Origin of the sequence: Paracraurococcus ruber (assembly GCF_004353985.1) — a bacterium.
Taxonomy (GTDB): domain Bacteria; phylum Pseudomonadota; class Alphaproteobacteria; order Acetobacterales; family Acetobacteraceae; genus Paracraurococcus; species Paracraurococcus ruber.
The window spans coordinates 14,098-38,175 of the sequence record NZ_SMOA01000022.1 but is presented as its reverse complement, the minus strand read 5'-3'; the positions used below and the strand labels follow the sequence as shown (position 1 = coordinate 38,175).

Sequence of the window (24,078 nt, the reverse complement as noted above, 5' to 3'; positions counted from 1 at the left end):
GCCCCTGGTCGCCCTGCTCGCGGCGCTGTGCGCCGTCCAGCCCGCCGGCGCGCAGGATGCGGCGCGCTGGGCGGCGGTGCCGGGCCCCCTGCCCGGCCCGCCGCGCATCCATGGCGGCACCGGCCTCGGCTGCATCGCCGGCGCCGTGCCGTTGCCCGAAACCGGGCCCGGCTGGCAAGCGGTGCGCCTCTCCCGCAACCGCAACTGGGGCCATCCGGCGCTGGTGGAGACGCTGCGGGACCTCGCTGCCCGCGCCCAGGTGCAGGGCTTGCCCATCCTGTGGATCGGCGATCTCGGCCAGCCGCGCGGCGGGCCGATGCCCTATGGCCATGCCAGCCACCAGGCCGGGCTGGATGCCGACATCTGGCTGGAACTGTCGCCCAAGCCACGCCTGACCGTGGCGCAGCGCGAGGACATCCAGGTGCCATCCCTGGTCCTGCCGGACGAGAGCGGCGTCGATCCGACGCGCTGGACCCCGCGCCACGCCGCGCTGATCCGCCTGGCGGCGGAGATGCCGGGCGTGGACCGCGTGCTGGTCAACCATGCCATCAAGCGCGAGCTCTGCCGCGGCGCGGCCGGCGCCGCCTGGCTGCATCGCGTGCGGCCCTGGCGGGGCCATGACAGCCACATGCATCTCCGCCTGCGCTGCCCGCCCGGCGAGGGCGACTGCAGGCCGCAGGCGCCGCCGCCGCCCGGCGATGGCTGCGATGCCAGCCTGGACTGGTGGCTGACGCCCGAGGCAAGGCAACCGCCGAAGCGGGCCGCGGGGCCAGCCCCGGTCATGCCGGCGGCCTGCAGGGCCGTGCTCGAGCCGCGGTAGCGACCGGGCGAGGCGCCCCACCCCGGCTGCCGCAGCGGCCCTGGGCGAGTCCCGGGGGCCAGGCCTCGCGCCGATGCGGCGTCCCGGGCGGATGGCCCGACCGCAGCGCCGCCGCGCTGGTCGCGCGGCGTCAGGCCGCGCCGCGATCCGCTCTCGTCAGGCGGGAGGCCAGCGGCGCCAGGACGCCGCATCCGGCCATCACCGCCGCCATGGGCAGGGCCGTGCCGGTGTGCAGCGCGCCGACCAGGGCGCCGGCTACCGCCCCCACCCCGAATTGCAGGGTGCCGATGACGGCGGAGGCGCTGCCAGCGGCCCGTGCCTGCGACGCCATGGCCAGCGTCGTCGCCAGCGGCATCACCGCGCCGTTGCAGGCGACGAAGGTGAAGATCAGCACCACCAGCGCCGTGAAGCCGCCCAGCCCGGTCGCCGCCGCGCCCAGCAGCAGCAGCCCCGCCGCCAGCATCACCGCCTGGGCCACGGCCAGCGCCCGCTCCGCCGGCACCCGCCGGACCAGCCGCGCATTCACCTGCCCCACCGCGATCAGCCCCAGCGCATTCATCCCGAAGAACAGGGCGTAGCGGTCCGGCGGCACCGCGAAGAGGTCCATGAAGACGAAGGGCGAGCCGGCGATATAGGCGAACATCCCGGCGGTGGAGAGCGCGCCGGCCAGCGCATGCCCGAGGAAGACGCGCTGCCGCAGCAGCCGCGCATAAGTCAGCAGGATGCCCAGCGGCCCCTCCCGGCGCCGCCGCTCAGGCTCCAGCGTCTCCGGCAGGGCGAACCAGCACAGCACGGCAAGGCCGGCGCTGTAGCCCGCCAGCACCCAGAAGATCGCCCGCCAGTCCGCCACCGCCAGTAGCAGCCCGCCCAGGGACGGGGCCAGGATCGGCGCCAGCCCCATCACGAGCATCAACTGCGCCATCAGCCGGATCGAATCGTGGCCGGTCGTCACATCCCGCACGATCGCCCGCGCCACCACCATGCCGGCGCAGCCGCCCAGGCCCTGGCCGAGCCGCAGCCAGGTCAGCGTCTCCACGCTGCCCGTCAGGGCGCAGCCGATGGAGGCCAGGGTGAAGACCAGCAGCCCCAGCAGCAGCGCCGGCCGCCGCCCGAAGCGATCCGCCAGCGGGCCATAGGCGAGCTGGCCCAGGGCGGTGCCGGCGAAATAGGTCGCCAGCGTCACCTGCACCGCCGCCGGCTCGGCCGGGAGGCCGGCGGCGATGGCCGGGAAGGCCGGCAGGTACATGTCGGTCGCCAGCGGCCCGAAGGCCGCCATGGCGCCGAGCAGCAGGGGCAGGAACCAGGGGCGCGAGGGCATGGGATGGCTTACCACCCGATGCTGCGCCGCACCATGCAGGGCGGATACGGGGCCCGCGGGCAGCCGGCATCGCCGCGCCGGGGCTGGCCGGGCTGCCAAGGCGGGACCCCGGCGACGGGGCGGACGCGCCGGGCCCGCGGGCTGCGGCGTGCCGGACCACGCCCGGCCCGACCTCCGTCGGCGGGCGGGTGCGTCAGAACCCGCCCCCCTCCTCCCGCAGCCGGTCCTGCACCAGGCGCTTCGGGATCTTGCCGTAGCCGGATTTCGGCAGCGCGTCCCAGACCACCACGCGCAGCGGCTGCTTGTAGCGCGCCAGGCGGTCGTTGAGATGCGCCAGCACCTCGCCCTCCGTCACCGCCAGCCCTTGGCGGGGGACGACGGCCGCGACCCCGCTTTCCCCCCAGCGCGGATGCGGCATGCCGACCACGGCGCATTCCAGCACCGCCGGATGCGTCAGGATCGCCTCCTCCACCTCCCGCGGATACACGTTCGAGCCGCCCGAGATGTACATGTCGGAGGCACGGCCGGTGACGTAGAGGAAGCCGCGCGCATCCAGGTGGCCGAGGTCCCCGGTGTGGAACCAGCCGCCGCGGAAGGCCTTCTCGTTCGCCTCCGGATTCTCGAAATAGCCGGCGAAGACCGCCGGGCCGCGGACGCAGATCTCGCCGGTCTCGCCGGCTGGCAGGCGGTGCCCCGCCTCGTCGAGGATGGCGATGTCCATGCCGGTGCGGGCGCTGCCGCAGGAACCGATCGGGAAGCTCTCGTCGTCCTCGGCGCTGTGCTGGTCCGGCCGCAGCACGCTGATGTTGCCGGTCACCTCGCCCAGGCCGAAATACTGCACCAGGCAGGGCCCCAGTATCTCCAGCGCCCGCTTCTGGTCGGCGCGGTACATCGGCGCCCCGGCATAGATCACGTGCCTGAGCGTGGAATGGTCGTGGCGGTGCACGCTCGGGTGCTCCACCAGCGCGGTCAGGATGGTGGGGACGGTGAACATGTTCGTCACCCGGTGCTGCTCCACCAGCCGCCAGGCTTCCTCCACGTCGAAGCGCTCGGTCGGCAGCAGCACGCTGCGGGCGCCGCGCGCCACCTGGCCCAACTGGTGGATGCCGGCGCCGTGCGAGAGCGGCGCCACCACCAGCGAGGCGTCGCGCTCCGTCACGCCGGGGAAGAGGTCGGCCAGGTGGTTGGTGACGACGAAGCCCATCTGGCCATGCGTCAGCACCGCCGCCTTGGGCCGTCCGGTGGTGCCGGAGGTGAAGAAGAACCAGAGCGGGTCGCCATAGGCGACATCGGCCTCGTGGTCGGCCGGCGGCGGCGTGGCCTCGGCCAGCGCCGCCTCGTAGTCCAGCTCGTTGGGCCGGGCGTCGCCGACGGCGAGGACAAGCTCGCAATGCCCCGCCGCCTGCACCGCATCGGCATGACCCGAAAAGCCGCGGTCCCGCAGCATGGCCCGGGCGCGGGACGTCTCGGCCAGGTAGCCGACCTCGGCCGGCGTCAGGCGGAAATTGGTGGGCACCCAGACCGCGCCCAGCTTGAAGGCCGCCCACATCGCCTCGAACAGGGCGTTCGAGTTGCGCGAATGCGCCAGGATGCGGTCGCCCTTCCCGATGCCGCGCGCCCGCAGCGCGGCGCAGAGCCGGTCCACCCGGGCATCCAGCTCGGCGAAGGTCCATTGCCGGTCGCCCCAGACCAGGGCGAGGTGGCCGGGGACTCGGCGGGCGGTCTGCGTCAGCAGCCGGCCCAGGTTCATGGCGGTGGCGGGACCCATGGCGCTTCCTCCGCCACCAGGGATGCCGCAAGCGGCGCCCGGCGGGAAGCCCCGCGGCGGGGCTTTCCGCCGCGCCGCAGCCTCAGGCCGCCAGCAGGCCCCGCGGCTGGAAGCTGTGCGGATCCGCCATGTCCCAGTAGGGGGTGAAGCGCGGGTCGGTGGCCCCCCGCAGCAGCGCGCCCGGCGCCAGCCGTGGATAGAGCTCGGAGAAGCAGCGGACATCCTGCGCCGAGACGCGCCGGCGGAAATGCTCCAGCCGGAACTGGCCGGGGTGCTCGAGTCCGGCGGCCGCCACCAGCTCGGCCAGCGCCTCCAGCGTCGCCTCATGGAACTGGACGACCCGCGTTGCCTTGTCCGGCACGTCCAGCGCCCGGGCCCGGGTCGGGTCCTGCGTCGCCACGCCGGTCGGGCAGCGATCCGTGTGGCAGGACAGGGACTGGATGCAGCCCAGCGCGAACATGAAGCCGCGCGCCGCATTGCACCAGTCGGCGCCCAGGGCGAAGGCGCGGGCCATGTCGAAGGCCGAGGCGATCTTGCCGCTGGCCCCCAGCCGGATGCGGTCGCGCAGGCCGACGCCCAGCAGGGCGTTGTGGGCGAAGCTCAGCCCTTCCCGCAGCGGCATGCCGAGATGGTCCATGAACTCCAGCGGCGCGGCGCCCGTGCCGCCTTCCGCCCCATCGACCACGATGAAGTCGGGCGTGATGCCGGTTTCCAGCATCGCCTTGCAGATCGCCAGGAATTCCCAGGGATGGCCGATGCAAAGCTTGAACCCGGCCGGCTTGCCGCCCGACAGCCGCCGCATCTCGGCGACGAAGCGCATCATCTCGACGGGCGTGGAAAAGGCCGAGTGGCGGGAGGGCGAGATGCAATCCTGCCCCATCGGCACGCCGCGCGTCTCGGCGATCTCGCGGCTCACCTTCGCCGCCGGCAGCACGCCGCCATGGCCGGGCTTGGCGCCCTGGCTCAGCTTGAGTTCGACCATCCGGATCTGCGGATGCGCGGCCGTCTCGGCGAAGCGTTCGGCGGAGAAGCTGCCATCCGGGTTGCGGGCGCCGAAATAGCCGCTGCCGATCTCCCAGACGATGTCGCCGCCCTGGCGGTGGTGCGGGCTGAACCCGCCCTCCCCCGTGTCATGCGCGAAGCCGCCGAGCTTCGCCCCACGGTTCAGCGCCCGCACCGCATTGGGGGAGAGCGAGCCGAAGCTCATCGCCGAGATGTTGAGGATCGAGGCGTCGTAGGGCCGCGCGCAGTCCGGACCGCCGATCATCAGGCGGAAGGGCGCCTTCCCTGGCACGCCCGCCGCGACCGAATGGTGCAGCCATTCGAAGCCCGCCCCGTAGACCTCGTACTGGGTGCCGAAGGGCCGCTTGTCCAGCACCATCTTGGCGCGCTGGTAGACCACCGCGCGCTTGTCGCGGCTGAAGGGCGTGCCGGTCTTCTCGTCCTCGAAGAAATACTGCCGCATCTCCGGCCGGATCTCCTCCAGCAGGAAGCGCAGATGCGCGGCGATGGGGTAGTTGCGCAGCACGGCATGCTTCGTCTGCAGCAGGTCGCGCAGGCCGAGGGCGGTGAAGCCGGCGCAGAGCGCCAGCAACGGCGCCAGCCAGCCCGCCTGGCCGGGCCAGAGCAGCAGCGCCGGCAGGCTCAGGGCCGTGCCCAGGGCGAAGAGCGTCAGGGTGATGAAGCGCGGCGTGAAGGCGAGCAGCAGCGGCATGGCGGTCCCGTTCCGGCGCGGCCGGCCGCCGCCTGGCAGCCAGCCTGGTGTCCTGCCCGCGTCCGCCGCAGCCGGTGGCTGAGGCCCCGGACCCGCAGGCCACCGACGGCGAAGGTGGGCGTCCCGACCCGAAGGACGCCGCCGGCGGCGGCGGATTCCGGCTTCGGGACATTAGGCCGAGGCTGCACGCAATGGTGATACCGTATAGTTATCCTTTCGCAGCCGGGTATTCACGCATAGTTCGGGCGCGACAGGCTTCGCAGGCGCAGCATGCCCCGCGTAAGTGTGGCGCCATGTCGCTCTCCCCCGCGGCGGTCGCGCCCGCCCATGCCGCCACCGCCCTGCCGGGCTGGGCCATCGCGCTCGGCGCCTGGGGGCTGCTCGTCTTCGGCATCGGCGCGGCCATGCTGGCGCTGCCGCATGGCGCCATCTTCTACACGCTGGACGATCCCTACATCCATCTGGCGCTGGCCGAGCGGATCGCGCACGGCCATTACGGGATGAACCTGGACGAGGTGACGGCGCCCGCCTCCTCCATCCTATGGCCCTTCCTGCTGCTGCCGGGCGTCGGGACCGCCTGGCATGTCTGGCTGCCGCTGGCGATCAACCTGGCCTGCGGCGCCGCGACCTGCGTGCTGCTGGGGCGCATGGTGGACCTCCTGCCCTGGTCGCCGGGACAGGTCTGGGCCCGGGCCGCGCTGCTGGTGCTGCTGGTGCTGGCCGGCAACCTGGCGGCGCTGGCCTTCACCGGCATGGAGCACAACCTGCAGGTCCTGCTGGCCGCCGGCTGCGCCTGGGGCGTGGCGGAGGCGATGCGCGGCCGGCCGATCCCGCTCTGGTGCCTCGCCGCCGCGGCGATCGGGCCGGCGGTGCGCTACGAGGCCCTGGCGCTGGTCGGCGCGCTGATGATCGCGCTGTCGGGGCAGCGGCGCTGGGCCGCCGCGGCGGGGCTGCTGGCGGCCGCATTGCTGGTGCCGCTGGGCTTCGGCGCCTGGCTGATGGCGCAGGGCCTGCCGCCGCTGCCCAATTCCGTGCTGGCCAAGACGGGGGCCGAGGGCGGGATGCTGGCCGGCATCCTCGGCAACCTGGCGACGCTGGCCACGAATCCGCGGCGCTGGCCCTATCTGGCGCTGACGGCGCTGCTGCTGGCCCTGGCGATGCGGTCGCCGCCGGTGCGCCGCTGGCCGCTGCTGGGCGCGGTGGCGGCGCTCGGCCTGCATGCCGTGGTCGGGAAATTCGGCTGGTTCTTCCGCTACGAGGTCTATGCCGCGCTGTTCGGCGCCCTGGTGCTGCTGGTGGCGCTTGTGGGCACGGCACGCCCCTGGCGGATCGCCGGCGCGCTGGTGGTGCTCGGCCTCGGCCTTGCCCAGGCGCCGGCGAACATCCTCTCGCCGCGGGCCGCGCAGAACATCCAGGACCAGCATTTCCAGATGCACCGCTTCGTCGCCGAGTACTGGAAGCGCGACGTGGCGGTGAACGACCTGGGCTGGGTCAGCTATCGCATCGACCCGCGGCACTATGTGCTGGACCTCTACGGCCTCGCCTCCAACGAGGCGCTGCGGCAGCGGGTGAAGGACGCCGCCTGGCTGGAGCAGGTGGTGGGCAAGCGCGGCATCAAGCTGGCGATCCTCTATCCCTGGTGGTTCCAGGGCATCCCGGAGGGCTGGGTGCCGCTCGGCAATCTGTGGCTCTCCGGCCCGCGGGTGGCGCCGAACGGCGACAACGTCACCTTCTACGCGACCGATCCCGCTGCCGCCGCCGAATTGCGGGCGCTGCTGGGGGACTTCGCCCGCACCCTGCCGGACGGCGTGCGCTTCACCCCGCGCTGACCACCATGCGGGCAGGTGCCCTGGCACCTGCCCGGAAGTACGGCATCCATTAACCCAACGGCCATTTTTGCCCTGATTCCGCCCATTCAGTCCGGCACGCCGCGGTGCAACATGCTTCCCCGGACGGGTACCGGAGCGGCTTCATGGACATCGGCATCTTCCTCCCGATCGGCAACAATGGCTGGCTGATCTCCACCACCAGCCCGCAATACCTGCCGAGCTTCGACCTGAACCGCGAGGTGACCCAGAAGGCCGAGCGCTACGGCTTCGAATTCGCCCTCTCCATGATCAAGCTGCGCGGGTTCGGCGGGCCGAGCGAGTACTGGGACCACAACCTCGAGAGCTTCACCCTCATGGCCGGCCTCGCGGCCGTGACCACCCGCATCAAGCTCTTCGCCTCGGTCGCCGTGCTGACCATCCCGCCCGCGGTGCTGGCGCGCATGGCCACGACCATCGATTCCATCAGCCATGGCCGCTTCGGCGTGAACATCGTCTCCGGCTGGCAGAAGGCCGAGTACGAGCAGATGGACATCTGGCCGGGCGAGCGGCATTTCGAGAAGCGCTACGACTACTGCGGCGAATACGTCCAGGTGATGAAGGACCTCTGGGCCACCGGCCGGTCCGACTTCAAGGGCGAGTTCTTCAGGATGACGGATTGCCGGGTCAGCCCGAAGCCCGGCGCCAAGATCGACATCATCTCGGCCGGACAATCCAACCGGGGCATGCGCTTCGCCGCCGAATATGCCGACTACAATTTCATCTCGGCAGGCGGAATCAACGACATCTCCCAGGTCCGGCAGCACACCGACCGGCTGATCGCCGCCAACCAGGCCGCCGGCGCCGCCTGCAAGGCCATGCTGCTGATGATGGTCATCGCCGACGAGACCGACGAGGCCGCCATGGCGAAATGGCACCACTACGTCGCCGGCACCGACCTGGAGGCGCTTGCCTGGCGCGACAGCCAGGCGGCCGCCGATGTGAAGGCGGAGGCGCACAGCACGGTCGGCCGCATGGTCCGCGCCGACCGCGTGCCGACCAACATGCTGCGCCTCATCGGGTCCTACGAGACGGTGGCGAAGCAGCTGGATGCGCTGGCGGAGACGCCGGGCCTCGCCGGCGTGATGCTGACCTTCGACGACTTCCTGATCGGCATGGAGCAGTTCGGCCAGCGGATCCAGCCGCTGATGAAGTCCCGCCAGCATCTCCGCCTGGCGGCGTGAGGCCGCCATGCCGGACGGGTCCGTGACGATCAGCCAACTCGACCTGGAGCTGCGGCGCATCCGAAAGCGCTATGGCAGCTTCACCGCGGTGGACGATGTCTCGCTGCAGGTCGGCAAGGGGCAGTTCGTCTGCCTGCTCGGCCCCTCCGGTTGCGGCAAGACCACCACGCTGCGCTGCATCGCTGGGCTGGAGGAACCCGACGATGGCGACATCCTGATCGGCGGGAAGGAGGTCACCGGCGACCCGCCCTGGAAGCGCGACATCGCCATGATGTTCCAGGACTTCGCGCTCTTCCCGCATATGACGGTGGCGAAGCAGGTCGGCTTCGGGCTGGAGATGCTCGGCAAGCCGAAGGCCGAGATCGCCAAGCGCGTCGCGGAGGTGCTGAAGGCCTTCGAGATCACCTCCCTGGCGGAGCGCAAGCCCGCCAGCCTCTCCGGCGGGCAGAAGCAGCGCGTGGCGCTGGCCCGCGCCATGATCACCGAGCCGCGCATCCTGCTGCTGGACGAGCCGATCGGCGCGCTCGACTACTCGCTGCGCGAGACGGTGATGCTCGAGCTCAAGATGCTGCAGCAGCGCAGCGGCATCAGCTTCATCTGGGTCACGCATGACCAGAACGAGGCCTTCTCGCTCGGCGACCTTGTCGTGGTGATGAACCACGCGAAGATCGAGCAGCAGGGCACACCGGAGGAGATCCTGGCGCGCCCGCGCACGCCCTTCGTCGCCGGCTTCGTTCAGGGCAACAACGTCTTCCATGGTGAGGCCGGCACGGCAGCCGGCGGCGTGCTGCGGGTGGCCTGCCCGGTCGGGGAATTCCTGGTGCCCCTCGCCGACCTGCCGGCGCCGGCGCCGGGCGCGGCCGTCTCCTTCTCCGTCCGCGCCGAGCGCATCGCCGACCGACCCGACCCGACCCTCCCCAACCGCGTCACCGCTCGCTGCACGGCGGTGGAGTTCTTCGGCGCCGTCCGCCGCCACATCCTGGAGCTGGCGGATGGCGAGGTGTTGAAATACGACCAGTTCGGCGCCCTCGCCCCGCGCATCCTGCCCGGCCAGACCGTGGACCTGGGCTGGCGGGCGGAGGATTCGGTGCTGCACGACGCGGTTCTGCAGGGATGAGCACCATCCGCGCCAACTCGCCCGCCGCCTACTGGCTGGCCGCGCCCGCCGCGCTCTGGATGCTGGCAGCGGTGGTGGTGCCGACCTTACTGCTGGTCTGGGTGTCCTTCTGGGGCGGGCGCGCTTTCTCCACCGCCAGCCCGCTGACCTTCGACAACTACCTGCGCTTCTTCTCCAACCAGGCCTATCTGGGTTTGGTCGCCGCCACCTTCGGCCAGGCGCTGCTGCTGATGGCGATCACCGGCACGCTCGGCTACTGCATCGCGTATTTCATGACGATGAAGGTCAGCAATGCGCGCTGGCGGACGGCGCTCTTCCTAGCCTTCATCATCCCGTTCTGGACCAGCACGCTGATCCGCGCCATCGCCTGGGTGCCATTCCTCGGCGTCAACGGCGTGATCAACCAGGCGCTGATCGGCCTCGGCCTCACCACGAAGCCGGTGGAGGCCTTCCTCTACTCCATGACCGGCGTCACCATGGCGCAGGTCTCGCTCTACACCATGCTGGCGGCCGGGCCGGTGGTGTACATGCTGACGAGCATCCAGCCCGCGCTGCGGGAAGCGGCGATGACCCTGAAGGCGACGCCTTTCACGGTCTGGCGCCGGATCACCTTCCCGCTGACGCTGCCGGGCGTGGTCATCGGCCAGGTGCTGGTGTTCCTGAACGTCATGTCGGACTTCGCCACGGTGGCGACCATCGGCGGCAACAAGCACGCCTTGCTCGGCAACCTCGTGCTGAATTTCTACGAAGGCTCGCAGATCCGCTTCGCCGCCGTGGTGGCCGTGCTGCTGATGGTCTGCATGCTGGCCGGCGTCGCGCTCGCGCTGCGCGTCGTCGATATCCGCAAGCTGGGGACGTGAAGGCGATGCCGGACGGAACCCTGCTGCAGGCAAGGCCCGCGGCGCGACGCAAGGCGCAGCGCTTCGGCCACAAATTCCGCTCGCGCCTGACGGGCTGGGTACTGGGCACCGTCACCCTGCTCTTCCTGCTCTACCAGTGGCTGCCGATCTTCACCCTCGGCCTGCTTTCCTTCAGCGGGCCGACGGGCGGCACCACCTTCCCGATGAACGGCGTGTCCCTGCACTGGTACCGGGAGCTGTGGGATGCCTCCATCATGAACGACTTCAAGCCGCCGCTCGGGCGCAGCTTCGTGCTGGCGCTCGCCTGCTCGGCGACCACGGTCGTGCTCAGCGTCATGGCAGCGCAGGCGGTGCGCGGACGGTTCCGCGGCAACGGGCTGTTCTTCTACCTGCTGCTGCTCGGCATCATGGCGCCGGGCATCCTGGTGGGCTTCGGCTTCGCGCTGCTGATGCGGCTGCTGGGCGTGGATCCGGCCTGGGACAGCACCGCCTTCGTGCTGCACGTCACCTACACCCTTCCCTTCGGCTTCCTGACCATGCTGGCGGTGTTCAACCGCTTCGACAGCCGGTTGGAGGAAGCGGCGCTCACCCTCGGCGCCAGCCGCTGGACCACCTTCCGGCGGGTGACCTTGCCCATCGTGTTGCCGGGCGTGATCGGCGCCGGGCTGTTCGGCTTCTCCCTCTCCTACGACGAATACCCGCGCAGCCTCTTCACCACCGGCGCCGACCTGACCCTGCCGCTGGCGGTGATGGCGCAGCTGGACCGGCAGCTGACGCCGGAACTCTATGCCATCGGTACCGCGACCACCGTCTTCTCCTTCGTCGCCATCGGGATCTTCACCTTCGCCTTCTGGGCCATGCGGCAATCGCTGCGTGGCCGCCAACCCTGAGAGTTCGTGCCCGCGAGGACGCCCCCCGGCGGCTGCGCGGGCACGGGTTCGACTGCCATTGACCCTCGAGGAGCACCCATATGACGATCCAGCGTCGCCATCTGCTCGGGGCCGCCGCGGCCACGGGCCTCTTCGCCCCCAGCCTCGGCCGGGCGCAGGCCAGGGTGATCAACCTGGCCGGCGCCAGCTTCGACATGCGGGAGCCGATCCTGCGCGAATTCGCCCGCCGCACCAGCATCACGCCGCGGCCCTGGGTGAACCCCTCCACCCAGGCGCGGGTGGACCGCATGCGCACCGCGCCGGTGGACTGCGTGACCATCGACGCGCCCTTCGCCGCCTTCGCCCAGGGCGAGAAGCTGATCCAGCCGATCGACACCTCCCGCATTGCGAACTGGTCGAAGCTGCATCCGCTGCTGCGCGAAGGCCGGGCGACGCCCGGCTCGCCGCTCGGCCTCGGCGCCAATCCCGGCCGCATGATGTACATGGACGAGGGCCGCTCGCAGGTCTCCTTCATGCCCTGCTTCTTCCAGATGGACAGCATCGGCTACAACACGAAGCATGTGCAGGCCGAGAACAACGAGCTGTCCTGGGGCGAGCTGTTCAATCCCAAGTACCGCGGCAAGGTGGCGCTGTTCGGCATCGACTGGCTGGGTATGCTGGACGCGGCGCTGGGGATGAAAGCGCTGGGCCTGCTGCCGGCCAGCACCGACCCGACCGGGCTGACGGAGAAGGAGGTGGACACCGTCGTCGCCTTCCTGAAGGAGAAGAAGAAGGAAGGCCATTTCCGCGCGCTCTGGCGGGCCTATGGGGAGCTGGTGAACCTGATGGCGTCGGAGGAGGTGTGGATCGCCGATGCCTGGTGGCCGGTGGTGGTGGAGGTGGCGGGCAAGGGCATCCCCGTGCGCTACGCCGTCGCCAAGGAAGGCTATCGCGCCTGGTGCGTCGGCCAGTCCATCGCCGCCAGCACCCGCAACCTCGATGTCTGCTACGAATGGCTGAATTTCTGGCTGGAGGGCTTTGCCGGCGCCCGCCAGAGCGAGATCGGCTATTTCTCCACGGTCGAGACCTACGGCAACTACCTGCCGGCCAACCTGGTGGCGGAAGTCTATGGCGGCGTCGGGCGGGACGGCGGCTCGCTCGAACAGCGGGCGGCCAAGGTCTATGTCTGGAACACGCGGCCGAAGAACCTAGACTACTACACCGAAAAGTGGAACGAGTTCCTGGCCGCCTGATGTCGCTGTCCGGGCGCTCCGGCGGCCGGACACGGGCATCGCGCGCGGGGTCGGCGCGGCAAGTTCGCGCCGGCCATGAAGGTCATGCCCGGCAGCCTCCAAGCTGGCCGGGAAAATGGTTCGGGAACGGCGCATGATCGAGGACGGCAAGACCGCGCGGCAGCTCTATGCCGCGCTCAAGGCGGCCCCGCCGCGGGCGCGCTTCGGCTTCGGCCGGCGCGCCGCGCTGGTGAATGTGGACCTGCAATGCGCCTATACCCAGCCGGACACCTACGTCACCGCCTATGAGACCGACCCGCGGCAGGTCGAGCATGTGAATGCGCTGGCCGCGCTCTGCCGCGGGCGCGGCTTTCCGGTGGTCTGGACCTATGTCGCCTATCTGCCCTCGGGCGAGGATTGCGGCGTCTGGGGCACCCGGACCGACACGCCGGACAGCCTGCAGAACATCAAGGAAGGCTCGCCGCGCGCCGCGCTGGACCCGCGGCTGGACCGCGCGCCGGCGGACATCCTCATCAACAAGCGCATGGCCTCCGCCTTCTTCGAGACCAACCTGCGGTCGCTGCTGACCTTCCACCGGGTGGACACGGTGGTAGTGACGGGGGGCTCCACCTCCGGCTGCGTGCGGGCGACGGTGGTGGACGGCCTGTCCTGCGGCTTCCGGATGGTGGTACCGGAGGAGGCGGTGGCCGACCGGCACGAAAGCCCCCATTTCGCCAACCTCTACGATATGGCAGTGAAGTACGCCGATGTGCTGCCGGTGGCCGAGGTCCTGGCGGGACTGGAGCGGATCGCGGGAAGGCCACCGGGCCCGGACGCGTGACCCTGCTCCACCAACGATGCGCCGGCATGCCGGACGAGCGACGGAGACCGAGATGATCGACCAGGCCGCCCTGGACGCGCTGTTCCTCAATGCGCGCACCCAGAACAAGTGGACGCCGGAGGGGGTGACGGAGGCGCAGATCCGCCAGCTTTACGACATCCTGAAGATGGGCCCGACCTCGGCCAATTGCTCGCCGGCGCGCTTCGTCTTCGTCATGTCGCCCGAGGGGAAGGAGAAGCTTCGCCCTGCCCTCTCCTCCGGCAACCTGGAGAAGACGATGGCGGCGCCGGTGACGGTCATCATCGGCACCGACATGCAGTTCTACGAGAAGCTGCCCGTCCTGTTCCCGCACGCCGATGCGCGGTCCTGGTTCACCAGCAGCCCGGCCCTGGCCGAGGAAACCGCCTTCCGCAACGGCACGCTGCAGGGCGCCTACCTGATGCTGGCGGCTCGGGCCATCGGCATCGATGTCGGCGCCATGTCAGGCTTCGACAAGGCGAAGGTGGACGAGGCCTTCTTCGCCGGCACCACCATCAAGTCGAACTTCCTCTGCAACCTCGGCCATGGCGACCCGGCAGGCCTCTACGGCAAGCTGCCGCGCCTGCCCTTCGAGGAAGCCTGCCAGATCGCCTGACGGATCGGGAGGGACCCTGCCCCTCCCGAACCCACCCTGCCAGGGCGCAGGCGACCCCTGGACCGGCCTTCGTCGGACTCGAGGGTTCCAAGGGCCATTCGGCCCTTGGCAGGTGGGTGCAGGGAGGGCAGAGCCCTCCCTGCATCACGACGCCCGCAGAGGCAGCGCCACGAAGGCCCGCCCGCCATCGCGCTCGATCTGCAGCGCCACCGCCTGCTTGCCGTCCTTGCGCGCCGCGTTCACCGCTTCCAGCACGTCGCGCGGCGCCTTCACGTCGCGGCCGTTGGCCCGCAGGATCACGTCGCCGGGCTGCAGCCCCTGCGCGGCCGCCATGCTGTCGGGCTGCACCTCGGCCACCACCGCACCCTCCCCGCCGCGATTCGGCGCCAGGGCGAGGCCGAGTCGGGCCTGGGACTGCCGCTCCTCGCCGCCGGCGCGGGCCTCCCGCGTGTCGGGCATCTGCCCCAGGGTGACGTGCTGTTCCACCGGCTTGCCGTCGCGCAGCAGGTGCAGCGTCACCGCCTGGCCGGGCTTCACGCCGGCCACCGCCTCCGCCAGGTCGCGCGGCAGGCGGATGGCGCGGTCGCCCACCGCGGTGACGACGTCGCCCGCTTGCACGCCCGCCTTGGCCGCCGGGCCATTGCGCTCCACGCCGCCGATCAGCACGCCCTTCTCCGCCTGGATGGACAGCGCCGAGGCGAGCTCCGCGTCCAGCCGCTGCATGGACACGCCCAGCCAGCCGCGCTCCACGCGCCCGGTGTCCTTCAGCTGGGCGACAATGCCCTGCACCATGGAGGACGGGATGGCGAAGCCGATGCCGATATTGCCGCCCGACGGCGAGAAGATCGCCGAGTTCACCCCCACCACCTCGCCGGCAGCGTTGAACAGCGGGCCGCCGGAATTGCCGGGGTTGATGGAGGCGTCGGTCTGGATGAAGTCGTCATAGGGCCCGGCGCCGATCTGCCGGCCGCGGGCCGAGACGATGCCGGCGGTCGCGGTGCCGCCCAGGCCGAAGGGGTTGCCCATGGCCAGCACCCATTCGCCGACCCGCACGCGGTCGCTGGCGCCGAAGCCGACGGTCGGCAGGTCGCGCCCGGCCTCGATCTTCAGCAGGGCGATATCGGTCTTCGGGTCGGTGCCGACGACCTTGGCCGGCAGGTCGCGGCCATCGGCCAGCTCGACGCGGACGCTGTCCGCCTCGCCCACCACATGGTTGTTGGTCACGACATAGCCGCTGGGGTCGATGATGAAGCCGCTGCCCTGGCCCATGGTCCGGTGCGGCCGCTCGGCCTGCTGGCGCTGCTGGAAGAAACGCTCGAAGGGCGTGCCGCGCAGCTCGGACGGCAGGTCCACCGCCTGGGCGCGCGCATGGCCGGTGACGGAGACGCGGACGACCGCGGGCGCGACCCGGGCCGCGAGGTCGGCGAAATCCGGGCCAGGCTGCCGCGGCAGGGCGATGGCGGTGCCGGCCGGCGCGGCGGCCGGCTGCGACTGTGCCCGGTCCTGGGCCTGGGCGTGCCAGACAGGGGTGAGCGCGGTGGTGCCGAGGGCCAGCGCCAGGGCGCTGGCGGCGATGATCCGGGTGCGGCGCGTCGGGTTGGGCATGGTGGGGCCTCCAGGAACCTCGGTGGCGGACGGGCCGGCGATCCGGGGCATTGCTGCCCCGCGCCGGCCTGGCCGGGGCCACCCGGTGGGGTGGCATGGCCGCATGAAAGGCCCGGGCGCTTGCCCGCGCCCTGCCCCGAGGCATACCAATCCGTATGGTCGGAGCGCCGCGGTGAAGATCCTGGTGGTGGAGGACGATGCCGAGACGGCGGGCTATGTCGTCCGCGGCCTGACCGAGGCCGGCCACACCGTGGACCAGGCGACCGATGGGCGGGAGGGTTTGTTCCTGGCGACCGACGGCGCCTATGACGTGCTGGTGGTGGACCGCATGCTGCCGAAGCTGGACGGGCTCGGGCTGGTGCGGGCGCTGCGCGCGGCGGGGGTGCGGACGCCGGCGCTGTTCCTCACGGCCCGTGCGGGCGTCGGCGACCGGGTGGAGGGGCTGGAGGCCGGCGCCGACGACTATCTCGGAAAGCCCTTCGCCTTCGCCGAGCTGATGGCACGGCTGAACGCCCTGGCGCGCCGCCCGCCGCTCTCCGCCGAGCCCACCGTGCTGCGCGTCGCCGACCTGGAGATGGACCTGCTGAAGCGCGTGGTGACGCGCGCCGGCCAGAGGATCGACCTGCAGCCGCGCGAGTTCCGCCTGCTGGAATACCTCATGCGTCGCGCCGGCCAGGTGGTGACGCGCACCATGCTGCTGGAAGGCGTCTGGGACTTCCACTTCGACCCCAAGACCAGCGTGGTGGAGACGCATATTAGCCGCCTCCGCGCCAAGCTGGACCGCGACGGCGCGCCGCCGCTGATCCATACGATGCGCGGCGCCGGCTACTGCCTCCGTGCGCCCGACTGACCTCGCCGGCTGGTGGCGCACCACCGCCTTCCGCATCACCCTGCTGCACCTGGCGCTGACCCTGCTGGGGACCGTCGCGCTCTCGGCCGTGGCCTGGTGGGCGACGACCGGCTTCGCCCTGCGGCAACTGGCGCAGGAGGTGGAGCGCGACACCGGCGTGCTGCTGCAATCGGCGCGGCTGGGTGGCGCGCCTTCCGCCGCGCTGTCCATCGAGGCGCGGCTGGGTGCCGACCGCAGCGGCACGCAATTCTACCTGCTGGCCGCGCCGGACGGGCGAAGGCTGGCGGGCAACCTGGCGACGGCACCCCGCAGCCCGGGCTGGGAAAGGCTGCAGGTCGCCGGCGGCGGGGTCGCGGCGGAGGCGCTGGCGCTCGGCACGCCGCTGCCCGGCGGCGGCTTCCTGGTGGTGGGGCGGGACGTCGCGCCGGTGCGGCAGCTGGAAGGCTTCCTGCTCTCGGCCGCCGGCTGGGTCGGCGGGGCGGCGCTGCTGCTGGGGCTGGTCGGCGGCGGGCTGGTCGGCCGCGGCGTGACGCGGCGTGCGGCGGCCATGGATGCGGCGCTGGCGCGGGTGGAGGCGGGGGAGATCGGCCATCGCCTGCCGATCCGCGCGGGCCGTGACGAATTCGACCAGCTGGCGGGTCGGATCAACACCACGCTCGACCGCCTGCAGGGACTGATGGCGACCCTGCGGCAGGTGACCGACGACATCGCGCATGACCTGCGGACGCCGCTGAACCGGCTGCGGCAGCGGCTGGAGGCGGCACTGCGGACCGCGCAGGACGAGGCCGCCTGGCGGGCCGCGACGGAAGGCGCCATCGCCGAATGCGAGCGGCTCCTGGACATCTTCGCCGCGCTGCTGCGGATCGCCCAGGTGGAGAGCGGCGCGCGGCGGGCCGCCTTCGCGCCCTTCGACCTCTCGGCGGTGGCGGAGACCGTGGCGGAGGTGCATGCGCCCGCGGCCGAGGCGCGTGGCCAGCGGCTGGAGACGGACATCGCCCCGGGCGTCACGGTGCTGGGCGACCGCGACCTGGTGACCCAGATGCTGTCCAACCTGCTGGACAATGCGGTGAAGCATGGCAGGGCGGGCGGGCGGATCGTGGTGACGCTCTCGCCGGCCGCGATTCTGGCGGTGGCGGATGACGGGCCGGGCATCCCGCCGGAAAGCCGCGGCGCCGTGCTGCGGCGCTTCCACCGTCTGGACGCCGCCCGCGCGACGCCCGGGACAGGGCTGGGCCTGGCGCTGGTCTCAGCGGTGGCGGAGCTGCACGGGATCGGGTTGTCACTGGAGGAGAACGCCCCTGGCCTGCGGGTCCGGCTGGCCTTCCCGGGCGGGCCGGATGGTCGGAGCGGCGGGATTTGAACCCACGACCCCCAGTCCCCCAGACTGATGCGCTACCAGGCTGCGCTACGCTCCGACGTCGGGCGGGATAGCACCGGGGGGGCCGGGACGCCAGCCCCCGGGGCGCGCTTCGAACCCGCGCGCCCGGGCCCCTCGGGCGAGGCCCGGGGCGCCTGCGGCCCCTGGGGGGCGGCGCCGGGGGTGGGCGGCGCCTCCTCAATCCTTGAACGGATCGAACTCCCCCTCCCCCGCCATGGCGACCGCCACCGGACGCAGCCGGTGCAGCACGCGGACGGTGCCCTCGTGCCGCGCCAGCACTTCCGGCAGGCGGCGATAGGCCATCGGGCTCTCGTCCAGCCCACCGCCCGCCAGCAGCGCGCCGCGCTCCTGCAGCCAAGCCTCCATCTGCGGCCGGGTGAAACGGCGGATCGCCTCCTTCCGGCCGAAGACGCAGCCGGCGCCATGCACCGTGCTGTAGAGCGCCGCCGCGGCCGCGGGCGACTCGACGCCTTCCAAGATCACGGCATCGTCGCCCATGGAGCCGCCGACGAAGCCGCGCTGGCCCGGGGAGGCCGGCGTCGCACCCTTCCGCACCACCCAGAGATCGCGGCCGCCATGCCGTTCCCGCCAGGCGAAATTGTGGTGGTTGTGGACGCTGTCGGTCACGGCGCCGCCGAGGATGCGCCGGACCCGCTCCACCACCCATTCGCGCCCGGCATAGGCGTAGCGGCCGGCCAGATCCATCGCCGCGAGGTAGCGCTGGCCGAGCTTGCCCTCCTCCTCCACCACCGCCGGCGGCACATGCATGCCGTCCTTGCCGCCGGCGAGCTTCAGGTAGCGCGTGGCGCTGGTGTGCCCCAGGCCGCGGCTGCCGAAATGCACGCCGATCCAGGTGAGGCCCGCCTCGTCCTCGAACAGGTCGACATAGTGGTTGCCGGACCCGACCGTGCCGAGCTGCGCCGCCGCCTTCTGCCGGTAATCCGCCATGCCGGAGGCCTGCCAGGCCGCGTCGTCGTCCAGCACCGGGTGCTGCACGCGTTCGGCATTGGCGCGGCCGACGCCGAAGGAGATGACGCCGGTGATGTCGGACAGGATCACCGGCAGGCGGCCGCGGATGGCCGCGAAGGGCGTGTCCAGCCGCACCGCCATGTTGCCGCAGGCGATGTCGAAGCCGACGCCGCTGATGCTGACCTGCCCTTCATAGGCGATAACGCCGCCGACCGGCTGGGCATAGCCGAGATGGCCGTCGGCGCAGACCACCCCGGCGACGGCACGGCCCACCGCCATGCAGTTGCGCATCTGGTCGAGCGTTGCCTGCTCGTGCGCGCCGAAGACGGTCAGCGGGCTGTCCCGGTAGGCCGCGGGCTGCGGCGCCAGGGCGCCGCGGGCATCCTCCGCGATCTCCGCCTGGCGCGCGGTGCGGGCGGCGGTGCGGAACCGCACCCAGGCCGGCATGGTGCGGCCTTCCTTGCTCTCATGCGGGATGCGCGAATCGGGATCGAGCCCCGCCGCCAGCGCCAGGGCGCGGGCGCGGGCCTCCAGCGGGTCCGGGCGGCGCCCCTGCGCGGTTTCCTCGGTGGTCATGGTCTTCGCCTGCTGCATCTCGGGTGAGGAATGGATCCACCCGGCAGGCCCCGCATACAGGAAGGGCCGGCCGGGGTTTCGCCCGGCCGGCCCTGCCACATCGCTGTGTTGGGTTCAGCCGGCGGCGGCGACGGCGCGCTTGGCCATGACGGTGACCAGATGCGCCCGGTATTCGGCGCTGCCGTGGATGTCGCCGTTCAGGCCATCCGCGGATTGCCTCACGCCGGCGACCGCATCGGCCGACCAGCTGGCGGTCAGCGCCTTTTCCATGTCCGCCTGGCGGAAGACGCAGGGCCCGGCGCCGTTCACCGCCACGCGCACGCCCGACTTGGTCTTCGCCACGAAGACGCCGGCCATGACGTAGCGGCTGGCGGGGTTGCGCATCTTGGCGTAGCCGGCCTTCTCCGGGATCGGGAACTCGATCGCCACCAGCAGCTCGCCCGGCTCGAGCGCCGTGGTGAACATGCCCTGGAAGAAGTCGTCGGCGGCGATGCGGCGCTTGTCCGTCACCACGGTGGCGCCCAGGCCGAGCACCGCGGAGGGATAGTCCGCCGCCGGGTCGTTGTTGGACACGCTGCCGCCGATGGTGCCGCGGTTGCGCACCTGGGTGTCGCCGATGGTGCCGGCCATCTGCGCCAGGGCCGGGATGGCCGCCTTCACCTCGGCGCTGTTGGCGACCTCGCCATGCCTCGCCAGGGCGCCGATGACGAGCTTGTCGCCATCCCGCTTGATGCCGCGCAGCTCCGCGATGCCGGAGAGGTCGACGACGGCGGAGGGCTTGTTCAGCCGGTGCTTGAGCGCCGGCAGCAGCGTCTGCCCGCCGGAGATCGGCCGCGCATCGGGGTCGGAGGACAGGATCTTCACCGCATCCGCGACCGAGGTCGGCTTGTGGTAGGCGAAATCGTACATGGGGTTCCTCCTTGCGTGGTCCGGCCGGGCTGCCTCCGGGCTGCCGGGGAAAGGGTTTCCCCCGGCACCCTCCGGCGGTCCGGCCGGTGCGTTCTCTCGCTACTCGGCGGCCATCCTATGCCCGCCATGGATGATGTTCCAGATCTTGGCCGGCGTTGCCGGCATCTCGATATGGCGCACCCCGTAGTCCTTCAAGGCATCCACCACCGCATTGATGACGGCGGGCGGCGAGCCGATGGCCCCCACCTCCCCGCAGCCCTTCACCCCCAGCGGGTTGTGGGTGCAGAGCGTGGTGTGGGTGGCGACGCTGACGGGCGGCAGGTCGTCCGCCCGCGGCATCTGGTAGTCCATGAAGCTGGCCGAGAGGAGCTGGCCGTTCTCGTCATAGACCGCCGTCTCCAGCAGCGCCTGGCCGATGCCCTGGGCGACGCCGCCCTGCACCTGCCCTTCCACGATCATCGGGTTGATCACCCGCCCGACATCGTCCACCGCGGTGAAGTTCACCACCTCCACCTTGCCGGTGTCGGGGTCGATCTCGACCTCGCAGATATGGCAGCCGCCCGGATAGGTGAAGTTCTTCGGGTCGTAGAAGGCGGTCTCCTCCAGCCCCGGCTCGATCTCCTCGATCGGGTAATTGTGCGGGACATAGGCGGTCAGGCAGATCTCGCCCCAGGCCTTGGTCTTGTCGGTGCCGGCGACGCGGAAGGTGCCGCGGTCGAACTCCACGTCCTCGACCGAGGCTTCCATCAGGTGGGCGGCGATGCGGCGGGCCTTGGCGACGATCTTGTCCATGGCCTTGACCATGGCGCTGCCGCCGACCGCGAGGCTGCGCGACCCGTAGGTGCCCATGCCGAAGGGGATCTTCGCCGTGTCGCCATGGACGATGTCCACCTGCGCCAGCGGCACGCCCAGCCGGTCCGTCACAAGCTGCGCCAGCGTCGTCTCATGCCCCTGGCCATGGCTGTGCGTGCCGGTCAGCACCGTCACGCTGCCGGTCGGGTGCACGCGGATCGTCCCCACCTCATAGAGGCCGGCGCGGGCGCCGAGCGCGCCGACGACGGCGGAGGGCGCGATGCCGCAGGCCTCGATATAGGTCGAGATCCCGATGCCGCGCAGCCTGCCGCGGCCCTTCGCCTCGGCGCGCCGCGCCTCGAAGCCGGCCCAGCCCGAGGTCTCCAGCGCCTGGTCCAGCGTGCTCTGGTAGTCGCCGCTGTCGTACTGCAGCGCGACCGGCGTCTGGTAGGGGAAGGCATCGGCCGGGATGAAGTTGCGGCGGCGGATCTCGACCTTGTCGATCCCCGTCTCCATGGCGGCGACATCGACCAGCCGCTCGAGCAGGAAGGTCGCCTCCGGCCGGCCGGCGCCGCGATAGGCATCCACCGGCACGGTGTTGGTGAACACCGCCTTCACCTCGGCATAGACGGTCGGCGTGGTGTACACGCCGGCCAGCAGCGTCGCGTACAGATAGGTCGGCACGCTGGTGGCGAAGGTGGAGAGGTAGGCGCCCATATTCGCCAGCGTCTGCACATGCAGCGCGAGGAACTTGCCGTCCTTGTCGAGCGCCAGCCGCGCCTTCGTCACGTGGTCGCGGCCATGCGCGTCGGTGATGAAGCTTTCGGTGCGGTCGGCGGTCCACTTGATCGGCCGGGCGATCTTGCCCGCCGCCCAGGTGACGATCGCCTCCTCGGCATAGTGGAAGATCTTGCTGCCGAACCCGCCACCGACATCGGGCGCGACCACGCGCAGCTTGTGCTCCGGCAGCTGCAGCACGAAGGCGCCCATCAGCAGCCGGATGACATGCGGGTTCTGGCTGGTGGTGTAGAGCGTGTACTCGCCCGTGGTCGGGTCGTAGTCGCCGATCGCCGCCCGCGGCTCCATCGCGTTGGGGACCAGGCGGTTGTTGACCAGCTCGAACTCCACGACCTTGTCGGCCGTCTTGAAGGCCGCGGCATTCACCGCGGGGTCGCCGATATGCCAGTCGTAGCAGACATTGCCGGCGATGCCGTCATGCACCGGCGCGGCGCCGGGGGCGATCGCGGCCTCCACCGTCGCGGCGGCCGGCAGCACCTCGTAGGCCACCTCGATCGCCTCGGCCGCGTCGCGCGCCTGCGCCTTCGTCGCGGCGATCACCACCGCGACCGCATCGCCGACGAACCGCACCTTGCCCTGCGCGAGGACGGGATGCGGCGGCTCCGCCATCGGCGAGCCGTCCTTGTTGTGGATCTGCCAGCCGCAGGGCAGGCCGCCGATGCCCTGCATGTCGTCGCCGGTGAAGATGGCGACGACGCCGGGCATGGCCTTCGCGGCGGCCAGGTCGATGCCCGTGATGCGCGCATGCGCATGCGGGCTGCGGAGGATATAGGCGTAGGTCTGGCCAGGCCGGTTGATGTCGTCGGTGTACTGGCCACGGCCGGACAGGAAGCGCAGGTCCTCCTTGCGCTTCACGCTGGCCCCGATCCCTTCGAAGGGCGTCACCACATTCATGCGTACCTCCCCAGGCACAGCGTGGCCCTGCCGGGGCGGGCATCCCGCACGGCCCCGGGCACGCGCATTCTCGGTTCAAGGGGCCGGGGCCGAAGCCCCGGGCCGGCCTATTCCGCGGCGGGCGCCAGTTCCGCCCGCCGGCCGTGCATCACGTCCTGCGCCGCGGCGATCGCCTTGACGATGTTGTGGTAGCCGGTGCAGCGGCAGAGATTGCCTTCCAGCCCTTCGCGGATCTCCTTCTCGGAGAGGCCGTCGGGGTGCTTCTGCACCAGGTCGATCGCGCTCATCACCATGCCGGGCGTGCAGAAGCCGCACTGCAGGGCATGATACTCGCGGAAGGCTTCCTGCATCGGGTGCAGCGTGCCGTCGGCCTTCGCCAGGCCCTCGATCGTCGTGATCTTCGCGCCATCGGCCTGCACGGCCAGCATGGTGCAGGACTTCACGCTGTCCCCGTCCACATGCACGACGCAGGCGCCGCACTGGCTGGTGTCGCAGCCGACATGCGTGCCGGTCAGGCGCAGCTTCTCCCGCAGCAGCTCGACGAGAAGGGTGCGGCCCTCGACCTCGACCGTGTGCGACGTCCCGTTCACGGTCAGCGTGACTTGCGGCATTCCGCGTCTCCCCCAGCAATAGGCCGGCCCCCGGGGCCGCGCTCGGCGCTCAAGGTCGCCCTGCCTCCGGCTTCCGTCAAGCGCCGCAGCGTGGCCTTTTGGTCGAAGGCTGAGGGGGTTAGGTCAGCCCGCCAGCCGGGGGCGCCGGCAGCGTCACCACCCGCCGCCGGCCGCGGGTCAGCAGCAGCAGGAGCCCGAGGGCGAGCGTGCCGAGCGGCCAGAGCAACCAGATGGTTCCGAGCGCCTGGGCCGCGAACAGCCCGGCGCCCAGCGCGACCTCCGGATCCGCATTGGCGACGAAGGGGCCGACCAGGGTGCAGGTCGCCAGGGCGCCGAGCAGCATGAGCACCTGGAAGCTGAGGAAGACGCCCTTCACCGCGCGGCCGACGGGCCCGCGCCGTTCCCGCCCGACCACCACCACCGGTCCGGTCATGGCCGGGCATCCGGCCCGGCGGTCGCGCCCGCCGCCGCGGG

At 71.5% G+C, this 24,078-nt stretch carries 20 protein-coding genes and 1 tRNA gene; 11 read left to right on the top strand and 10 right to left on the bottom strand.

Going from position 1 to position 24,078, the window contains the following annotated elements; all coding sequences use genetic code 11:
• Positions 1-76 precede the first annotated feature (76 nt).
• Positions 77-820, top strand: coding sequence for a penicillin-insensitive murein endopeptidase (gene mepA / locus E2C05_RS06985; RefSeq protein WP_240046622.1), 744 nt, complete (start codon positions 77-79; stop codon positions 818-820).
• Between the two features lie 130 nt (positions 821-950).
• On the opposite strand, the gene E2C05_RS06980 is transcribed toward mepA, so the two are convergent.
• From E2C05_RS06980 to E2C05_RS06970, 3 genes are all read right to left on the bottom strand, one after another.
• Complete coding sequence (locus tag E2C05_RS06980; protein WP_133218892.1) at positions 951-2,138, bottom strand: Bcr/CflA family multidrug efflux MFS transporter; 1,188 nt, start codon at positions 2,136-2,138, stop codon at positions 951-953.
• A gap of 193 nt (positions 2,139-2,331) precedes the next feature.
• Positions 2,332-3,906, bottom strand: a complete 1,575-nt coding sequence (locus tag E2C05_RS06975; RefSeq protein ID WP_133218891.1) for an acyl-CoA synthetase — start codon at positions 3,904-3,906, stop codon at positions 2,332-2,334.
• Positions 3,907-3,988: 82 nt separating this feature from the next.
• Positions 3,989-5,620, bottom strand: coding sequence for an FMN-binding glutamate synthase family protein (locus tag E2C05_RS06970; protein ID WP_133218890.1), 1,632 nt, complete (start codon positions 5,618-5,620; stop codon positions 3,989-3,991).
• A gap of 293 nt (positions 5,621-5,913) precedes the next feature.
• On the opposite strand from E2C05_RS06970, the gene E2C05_RS06965 reads away from it, so the two are divergent.
• The 8 genes from E2C05_RS06965 to E2C05_RS06930 all read left to right on the top strand — a co-directional run bounded on the left by E2C05_RS06965 (position 5,914) and on the right by E2C05_RS06930 (position 14,222).
• Positions 5,914-7,449, top strand: a complete 1,536-nt coding sequence (locus E2C05_RS06965) for a hypothetical protein (RefSeq protein WP_133218889.1) — start codon at positions 5,914-5,916, stop codon at positions 7,447-7,449.
• A 143-nt stretch (positions 7,450-7,592) separates the two neighbouring features.
• Positions 7,593-8,669 (top strand): pyrimidine utilization protein A, encoded by a 1,077-nt coding sequence (rutA, locus tag E2C05_RS06960; RefSeq protein WP_133218888.1) that lies wholly within the window; start codon positions 7,593-7,595, stop codon positions 8,667-8,669.
• Between the two features lie 7 nt (positions 8,670-8,676).
• A complete protein-coding gene (locus E2C05_RS06955) occupies positions 8,677-9,786 on the top strand; it encodes an ABC transporter ATP-binding protein (protein ID WP_133218887.1) in 1,110 nt (369 codons plus the stop codon).
• Complete coding sequence (locus tag E2C05_RS06950; protein ID WP_133218886.1) at positions 9,783-10,646, top strand: ABC transporter permease; 864 nt, start codon at positions 9,783-9,785, stop codon at positions 10,644-10,646. The genes E2C05_RS06955 and E2C05_RS06950 overlap by 4 nt, the downstream gene beginning before the upstream one ends.
• A gap of 5 nt (positions 10,647-10,651) precedes the next feature.
• Positions 10,652-11,536, top strand: coding sequence for an ABC transporter permease (locus E2C05_RS06945; RefSeq protein WP_133218885.1), 885 nt, complete (start codon positions 10,652-10,654; stop codon positions 11,534-11,536).
• Positions 11,537-11,616: 80 nt separating this feature from the next.
• Positions 11,617-12,768 (top strand): ABC transporter substrate-binding protein, encoded by a 1,152-nt coding sequence (locus tag E2C05_RS06940; protein ID WP_133218884.1) that lies wholly within the window; start codon positions 11,617-11,619, stop codon positions 12,766-12,768.
• A gap of 133 nt (positions 12,769-12,901) precedes the next feature.
• Complete coding sequence (locus tag E2C05_RS06935; RefSeq protein WP_133218883.1) at positions 12,902-13,588, top strand: isochorismatase family protein; 687 nt, start codon at positions 12,902-12,904, stop codon at positions 13,586-13,588.
• Positions 13,589-13,640: 52 nt separating this feature from the next.
• Positions 13,641-14,222: a malonic semialdehyde reductase gene (locus E2C05_RS06930; RefSeq protein WP_200305533.1), complete on the top strand. Its 582-nt coding sequence runs from the start codon at positions 13,641-13,643 to the stop codon at positions 14,220-14,222.
• Positions 14,223-14,366: 144 nt separating this feature from the next.
• Here the strand turns inward: E2C05_RS06930 and E2C05_RS06925 are convergent, their stop codons facing one another.
• Positions 14,367-15,827, bottom strand: coding sequence for a DegQ family serine endoprotease (locus tag E2C05_RS06925; RefSeq protein WP_133218881.1), 1,461 nt, complete (start codon positions 15,825-15,827; stop codon positions 14,367-14,369).
• Positions 15,828-15,999: 172 nt separating this feature from the next.
• Here E2C05_RS06925 and E2C05_RS06920 point away from each other — a divergent pair, with 172 nt between their 5' ends.
• Complete coding sequence (locus tag E2C05_RS06920) at positions 16,000-16,677, top strand: winged helix-turn-helix domain-containing protein (RefSeq protein ID WP_133218880.1); 678 nt, start codon at positions 16,000-16,002, stop codon at positions 16,675-16,677.
• Positions 16,664-18,037, top strand: a complete 1,374-nt coding sequence (locus tag E2C05_RS06915; RefSeq protein WP_133218879.1) for a sensor histidine kinase — start codon at positions 16,664-16,666, stop codon at positions 18,035-18,037. Before E2C05_RS06920 ends, E2C05_RS06915 begins: the two co-directional genes overlap by 14 nt.
• Here the strand turns inward: E2C05_RS06915 and E2C05_RS06910 are convergent.
• From E2C05_RS06910 to E2C05_RS06885, 6 genes are all read right to left on the bottom strand, one after another.
• Positions 18,016-18,092 (bottom strand) — tRNA-Pro (locus E2C05_RS06910). The two genes, E2C05_RS06915 and E2C05_RS06910, sit on opposite strands and share 22 nt — an antisense overlap.
• Positions 18,093-18,232: 140 nt before the next feature.
• Positions 18,233-19,618 (bottom strand): RtcB family protein, encoded by a 1,386-nt coding sequence (locus tag E2C05_RS06905; protein ID WP_205082748.1) that lies wholly within the window; start codon positions 19,616-19,618, stop codon positions 18,233-18,235.
• Positions 19,619-19,714: 96 nt separating this feature from the next.
• On the bottom strand, positions 19,715-20,509 hold the full coding sequence (locus E2C05_RS06900) for an FAD binding domain-containing protein (RefSeq protein WP_133218878.1): 795 nt from the start codon (positions 20,507-20,509) through the stop codon (positions 19,715-19,717).
• A 99-nt stretch (positions 20,510-20,608) separates the two neighbouring features.
• A complete protein-coding gene (locus E2C05_RS06895) occupies positions 20,609-22,993 on the bottom strand; it encodes a xanthine dehydrogenase family protein molybdopterin-binding subunit (protein WP_133218877.1) in 2,385 nt (794 codons plus the stop codon).
• 107 nt (positions 22,994-23,100) lie between these two features.
• Complete coding sequence (locus tag E2C05_RS06890) at positions 23,101-23,604, bottom strand: (2Fe-2S)-binding protein (protein ID WP_133218876.1); 504 nt, start codon at positions 23,602-23,604, stop codon at positions 23,101-23,103.
• Positions 23,605-23,722: 118 nt separating this feature from the next.
• Positions 23,723-24,037 (bottom strand): hypothetical protein, encoded by a 315-nt coding sequence (locus E2C05_RS06885; RefSeq protein WP_133218875.1) that lies wholly within the window; start codon positions 24,035-24,037, stop codon positions 23,723-23,725.
• Between the last annotated feature and the right edge of the window lie 41 nt (positions 24,038-24,078).

What these genes read in the sequence shown, in the direction of transcription:
- E2C05_RS06980 (WP_133218892.1), bottom strand. Translation starts at nt 2,138, where the DNA reads ATGCCCTCGCGCCCCTGGTTCCTGCCCCTGCTGCTCGGCGCCATGGCG.
- E2C05_RS06975 (WP_133218891.1), bottom strand. Translation starts at nt 3,906, where the DNA reads ATGGGTCCCGCCACCGCCATGAACCTGGGCCGGCTGCTGACGCAGACC.
- E2C05_RS06970 (WP_133218890.1), bottom strand. Translation starts at nt 5,620, where the DNA reads ATGCCGCTGCTGCTCGCCTTCACGCCGCGCTTCATCACCCTGACGCTC.
- E2C05_RS06965 (WP_133218889.1), top strand. Translation starts at nt 5,914, where the DNA reads ATGTCGCTCTCCCCCGCGGCGGTCGCGCCCGCCCATGCCGCCACCGCC.
- rutA (WP_133218888.1), top strand. Translation starts at nt 7,593, where the DNA reads ATGGACATCGGCATCTTCCTCCCGATCGGCAACAATGGCTGGCTGATC.
- E2C05_RS06955 (WP_133218887.1), top strand. Translation starts at nt 8,677, where the DNA reads ATGCCGGACGGGTCCGTGACGATCAGCCAACTCGACCTGGAGCTGCGG.
- E2C05_RS06950 (WP_133218886.1), top strand. Translation starts at nt 9,783, where the DNA reads ATGAGCACCATCCGCGCCAACTCGCCCGCCGCCTACTGGCTGGCCGCG.
- E2C05_RS06945 (WP_133218885.1), top strand. Translation starts at nt 10,652, where the DNA reads ATGCCGGACGGAACCCTGCTGCAGGCAAGGCCCGCGGCGCGACGCAAG.
- E2C05_RS06940 (WP_133218884.1), top strand. Translation starts at nt 11,617, where the DNA reads ATGACGATCCAGCGTCGCCATCTGCTCGGGGCCGCCGCGGCCACGGGC.
- E2C05_RS06935 (WP_133218883.1), top strand. Translation starts at nt 12,902, where the DNA reads ATGATCGAGGACGGCAAGACCGCGCGGCAGCTCTATGCCGCGCTCAAG.
- E2C05_RS06930 (WP_200305533.1), top strand. Translation starts at nt 13,641, where the DNA reads ATGATCGACCAGGCCGCCCTGGACGCGCTGTTCCTCAATGCGCGCACC.
- E2C05_RS06925 (WP_133218881.1), bottom strand. Translation starts at nt 15,827, where the DNA reads ATGCCCAACCCGACGCGCCGCACCCGGATCATCGCCGCCAGCGCCCTG.
- E2C05_RS06905 (WP_205082748.1), bottom strand. Translation starts at nt 19,618, where the DNA reads ATGCAGCAGGCGAAGACCATGACCACCGAGGAAACCGCGCAGGGGCGC.
- E2C05_RS06900 (WP_133218878.1), bottom strand. Translation starts at nt 20,509, where the DNA reads ATGTACGATTTCGCCTACCACAAGCCGACCTCGGTCGCGGATGCGGTG.
- E2C05_RS06895 (WP_133218877.1), bottom strand. Translation starts at nt 22,993, where the DNA reads ATGAATGTGGTGACGCCCTTCGAAGGGATCGGGGCCAGCGTGAAGCGC.
- E2C05_RS06890 (WP_133218876.1), bottom strand. Translation starts at nt 23,604, where the DNA reads ATGCCGCAAGTCACGCTGACCGTGAACGGGACGTCGCACACGGTCGAG.
- E2C05_RS06885 (WP_133218875.1), bottom strand. Translation starts at nt 24,037, where the DNA reads ATGACCGGACCGGTGGTGGTGGTCGGGCGGGAACGGCGCGGGCCCGTC.